The sequence below is a fragment of the Isoptericola nanjingensis genome (genome assembly GCF_050311635.1).
In the GTDB taxonomy this organism is placed as follows: Bacteria; Actinomycetota; Actinomycetes; order Actinomycetales; family Cellulomonadaceae; genus Isoptericola; species Isoptericola nanjingensis.
Genome location: NZ_JBNOZL010000013.1, coordinates 1 through 5,430, shown reverse-complemented (window position 1 = coordinate 5,430; position 5,430 = coordinate 1). Strand labels below are relative to the sequence as shown.

General features: G+C 57.5%; 2 rRNA genes. Both read left to right on the top strand.

Features of this window, described 5'->3' with window-relative positions:
* Positions 1–220: 220 nt before the first annotated feature.
* Positions 221–1,744: ribosomal RNA gene (locus ACQP6G_RS20810) — 16S ribosomal RNA — on the top strand.
* A 569-nt stretch (positions 1,745–2,313) separates the two neighbouring features.
* Positions 2,314–5,428, top strand: a 23S ribosomal RNA gene (locus tag ACQP6G_RS20805).
* Together the 16S and 23S rRNA genes form the textbook arrangement of a ribosomal RNA operon.
* Positions 5,429–5,430 lie beyond the last annotated feature (2 nt).

Genomic DNA, 5,430 nt, shown 5'->3' with positions numbered 1-5,430 from the left:
GTAAGTTTGAGGGGTTGCCCCGGCGGGGTCGGAACTGAGAGTGGTTCTGGTTCTGCGGTGTGCGTCGGTTGTTTGAGAACTCAACAGTGTGTTTGATAGTCAATGCCAAATTTTTGAACCCTTTGTGGTTCCTTTGGATCGGACTGAGCAGTTCAGCTTGGTCTGGCCAGTATCGTTGAATGCTGCGGGCTCTTTCGGGGGCTCGTGGTGTTTCTCTTCTTTTACGGAGAGTTTGATCCTGGCTCAGGACGAACGCTGGCGGCGTGCTTAACACATGCAAGTCGAACGGTGAAGTCCCAGCTTGCTGGGATGGATCAGTGGCGAACGGGTGAGTAACACGTGAGCAACCTGCCCTCCACTTCGGGATAAGCCTTGGAAACGGGGTCTAATACCGGATATGAGCCTGCATCGCATGGTGTGGGTTGGAAAGTTTTTCGGTGGGGGATGGGCTCGCGGCCTATCAGCTTGTTGGTGGGGTGATGGCCTACCAAGGCGTCGACGGGTAGCCGGCCTGAGAGGGCGACCGGCCACACTGGGACTGAGACACGGCCCAGACTCCTACGGGAGGCAGCAGTGGGGAATATTGCACAATGGGCGCAAGCCTGATGCAGCGACGCCGCGTGAGGGATGACGGCCTTCGGGTTGTAAACCTCTTTCAGCAGGGAAGAAGCGCAAGTGACGGTACCTGCAGAAGAAGCGCCGGCTAACTACGTGCCAGCAGCCGCGGTAATACGTAGGGCGCAAGCGTTGTCCGGAATTATTGGGCGTAAAGAGCTCGTAGGCGGTCTGTCGCGTCTGGTGTGAAATCCCGAGGCTCAACCTCGGGCTTGCATCGGGTACGGGCAGACTAGAGTGCGGTAGGGGAGACTGGAATTCCTGGTGTAGCGGTGGAATGCGCAGATATCAGGAGGAACACCGATGGCGAAGGCAGGTCTCTGGGCCGCAACTGACGCTGAGGAGCGAAAGCATGGGGAGCGAACAGGATTAGATACCCTGGTAGTCCATGCCGTAAACGTTGGGCACTAGGTGTGGGGCTCATTCCACGAGTTCCGTGCCGCAGCTAACGCATTAAGTGCCCCGCCTGGGGAGTACGGCCGCAAGGCTAAAACTCAAAGGAATTGACGGGGGCCCGCACAAGCGGCGGAGCATGCGGATTAATTCGATGCAACGCGAAGAACCTTACCAAGGCTTGACATGCACCGGAAACACTCAGAGATGGGTGCCCCGTAAGGTCGGTGCACAGGTGGTGCATGGTTGTCGTCAGCTCGTGTCGTGAGATGTTGGGTTAAGTCCCGCAACGAGCGCAACCCTCGTCCTATGTTGCCAGCGGGTTATGCCGGGGACTCATGGGAGACTGCCGGGGTCAACTCGGAGGAAGGTGGGGATGACGTCAAATCATCATGCCCCTTATGTCTTGGGCTTCACGCATGCTACAATGGCCGGTACAGAGGGCTGCGATACCGTAAGGTGGAGCGAATCCCAAAAAGCCGGTCTCAGTTCGGATTGGGGTCTGCAACTCGACCCCATGAAGTCGGAGTCGCTAGTAATCGCAGATCAGCAACGCTGCGGTGAATACGTTCCCGGGCCTTGTACACACCGCCCGTCAAGTCACGAAAGTTGGTAACACCCGAAGCTCATGGCCCAACCGGTTTTCCGGGGGGAGTGGTCGAAGGTGGGACTGGCGATTGGGACTAAGTCGTAACAAGGTAGCCGTACCGGAAGGTGCGGCTGGATCACCTCCTTTCTAAGGAGCATCTGATACCCCCTGTGGCGCTTCGTGCGTCGCTTCATTGCCTCGTCTGCCAGGTCTTCTGGTGGGTTCGGTGGTGGGGTGGGGGTCAGGCAGACCATCTGAGGCACCGATTGAGTGTCTGGTGGTTGCTCACGGGTGGAACATTGACTAGAAGGATCGGTTCGGCGCTTCGCTGGCCGGCTAGTACGCACCATGGCTCTTCGGGGCCAGGCTCTTCGGGGTCGGACTCTTCGGGGTCGGGTGGGGGAACGCTGGTGGTGGGGGGTTGGTCTGGTTCGCGAGCACACTGTTGGGTCCTGAGGCAATCGGCCGGTCCTTGTTCGTCTCTCTCCTTGTGGGTGGGGCGGGTGGGGTGGTGGGTGGTCTTGATGGATACGGGTCGTGGGCTGGTGTGAACCGCTCCCTTGGTGGGGGTAGGCGTGCCGGGTGTCTGCGGGTCGTCCGTTGCTTGAGAACTGCACAGTGGACGCGAGCATCCCAGATGTTCAGTACTTGTTCCTCGTCTTCTTCTTTGAAGGGGTGGGGGACGGGTTTTCTGATCTCTGTGAAATATTGTAGTGTGTCGAAGTTTTTAAGGGCACAGGGTGGATGCCTTGGCACTAGGAGCCGAAGAAGGACGTGGTAGCCTGCGATAAGCCTCGGGGAGTTGGCAAACGAGCTGTGATCCGAGGGTGTCCGAATGGGGGAACCCGGCTGGGGTCATGCCCAGTCACCTGCATCTGAATACATAGGGTGTAGGGGGGAACGTCGGGAAGTGAAACATCTCAGTACCGACAGGAAGAGATATTCCGTGAGTAGTGGCGAGCGAAAGCGGATGAGGCCAAACCGTGTGTGTGTCAAGCTGTCAGGCGTTGCACATGCGGGGTTGTGGGACCTTCTGACCAGATCTGACAGTCTGGTAGCCAGTAAGAAAGCCGTGTCATAGTCGAACCGCATTGAAAGGCGGACCGTAGTGGGTGTGAGTCCCGTAGACGAAATGGTGCGGCCTGGTTGAGGGGATCCCAAGTAGCACGGGGCCCGAGAAATCTCGTGTGAATCTGGCAAGACCACTTGCTAAGCCTAAATACTACCTAGTGACCGATAGCGGACTAGTACCGTGAGGGAAAGGTGAAAAGTACCCCGGGAGGGGAGTGAAATAGTACCTGAAACCGTGTGCCTACAATCCGTCGGAGCCTCCTTAGCAGGGGTGACGGCGTGCCTTTTGAAGAATGAGCCTGCGAGTTAGTGCTCGGTGGCGAGGTTAACCCGTGTGGGGAAGCCGTAGCGAAAGCGAGTCCGAATAGGGCGGTACAGTCGCCGGGTCTAGACCCGAAGCGAAGTGATCTAGCCATGGGCAGGTTGAAGCGCCGGTAAGACGGCGTGGAGGACCGAACCCACTTAGGTTGAAAACTGAGGGGATGACCTGTGGTTAGGGGTGAAAGGCCAATCAAACTTCGTGATAGCTGGTTCTCCCCGAAATGCATTTAGGTGCAGCGTCACGTGTTTCTTGCCGGAGGTAGAGCTACTGGATGGCTAATGGGCCCTACCAGGTTACTGACGTCAGCCAAACTCCGAATGCCGGTAAGACATAGCGTGGCAGTGAGACTGCGGGGGATAAGCTTCGTAGTCGAGAGGGAAACAGCCCAGATCATCGGCTAAGGCCCCTAAGCGTGTGCTCAGTGGGAAAGGATGTGGAGTTGCACAGACAACCAGGAGGTTGGCTTAGAAGCAGCCACCCTTGAAAGAGTGCGTAATAGCTCACTGGTCAAGTGATTCCGCGCCGACAATGTAGCGGGGCTCAAGTACACCGCCGAAGCCGTGGCACTCACACGTTAGCCCAGCACCAACTTGATTGGTGTTCAGGTGTGTGGGTGGGTAGGGGAGCGTCGTGTGGGCAGTGAAGCTGCAGGGTGACCTAGTGGTGGAGCCCACACGAGTGAGAATGCAGGCATGAGTAGCGAATGACGGGTGAGAAACCCGTCCGCCGAATGACCAAGGGTTCCAGGGCCAGGTTAATCCGCCCTGGGTAAGTCGGGACCTAAGGCGAGGCCGACAGGCGTAGTCGATGGACAAGGAGTTGATATTCTCCTACCGGCGAAGAACCGCCCATACCGAGCCCGGTGATGCTAACCATCCCAGACCACCACCGAGATCCTTCGGGATCTCACCGGTGGCGCGGCGTGGGACCCGAACCGGTAGTAGGTAAGCGTGTTAACAGGGGTGACGCAGGAAGGTAGCCCGGCGTGGCGATGGTAGTCCACGTCCAAGGTTGTAGCCCGCTTCGTAGGCAAATCCGCGAAGCACATAGGGTGAGAACTGATAGTGACCGCGTATGCGGGAATCGGGTGATCCTCTGCTGCCAAGAAAAGCCTCGACGCGAGGTTCTAGCCGCCCGTACCCCAAACCGACTCAGGTGGTCAGGTAGAGAATACCAAGGCGATCGAGCGAATCGTGGTTAAGGAACTCGGCAAAATGCCCCCGTAACTTCGGGAGAAGGGGGGCCCGATCCGTGAACACCCTTGCGGTGGGAAGCGGGGAGGGCCGCAGAGACCAGGGAGAAGCGACTGTTTACTAAAAACACAGGTCCGTGCGAAGTCGCAAGACGATGTATACGGACTGACGCCTGCCCGGTGCTGGAAGGTTAAGAGGACGGGTCAACTTCGGTGAAGCCCAGAATTTAAGCCCCAGTAAACGGCGGTGGTAACTATAACCATCCTAAGGTAGCGAAATTCCTTGTCGGGTAAGTTCCGACCTGCACGAATGGCGTAACGACTTCTCCGCTGTCTCAACCGCGAGCTCGGCGAAATTGCACTACGAGTAAAGATGCTCGTTACGCGCAGCAGGACGGAAAGACCCCGGGACCTTTACTATAGCTTGGTATTGGTGTTCGGTGTGGCTTGTGTAGGATAGGTGGGAGACTGTGAAACCCGGCCGCCAGGTCGGGTGGAGTCATCGTTGAAATACCACTCTGGCCATATCGACCATCTAACCTCGGTCCGTAATCCGGATCAGGGACAGTGCCTGGTGGGTAGTTTAACTGGGGCGGTTGCCTCCCAAAATGTAACGGAGGCGCTCAAAGGTTCCCTCAGCCTGGTTGGCAATCAGGTGTCGAGTGCAAGTGCACAAGGGAGCTTGACTGTGAGACCGACAGGTCGAGCAGGGACGAAAGTCGGAACTAGTGATCCGGCGGTGGCTTGTGGAAGCGCCGTCGCTCAACGGATAAAAGGTACCCCGGGGATAACAGGCTGATCTTGCCCAAGAGTCCATATCGACGGCATGGTTTGGCACCTCGATGTCGGCTCGTCGCATCCTGGGGCTGGAGTAGGTCCCAAGGGTTGGGCTGTTCGCCCATTAAAGCGGTACGCGAGCTGGGTTTAGAACGTCGTGAGACAGTTCGGTCCCTATCCGCTGCGCGCGCAGGAAACTTGAGAAGGGCTGTCCCTAGTACGAGAGGACCGGGACGGACGAACCTCTGGTGTGCCAGTTGTTCCGCCAGGAGCACGGCTGGTTAGCTACGTTCGGAAGGGATAACCGCTGAAAGCATCTAAGCGGGAAGCCTGCTTCAAGATGAGGTTTCCATCCCCCTTGCGGGGTGAAGGCACCCAGCTAGACCACTGGGTAGATAGGCCGGATGTGGAAGACAGGACTAAAGACTGTCGGAGCTGACCGGTACTAATAAGCCAACAACTTCACACACC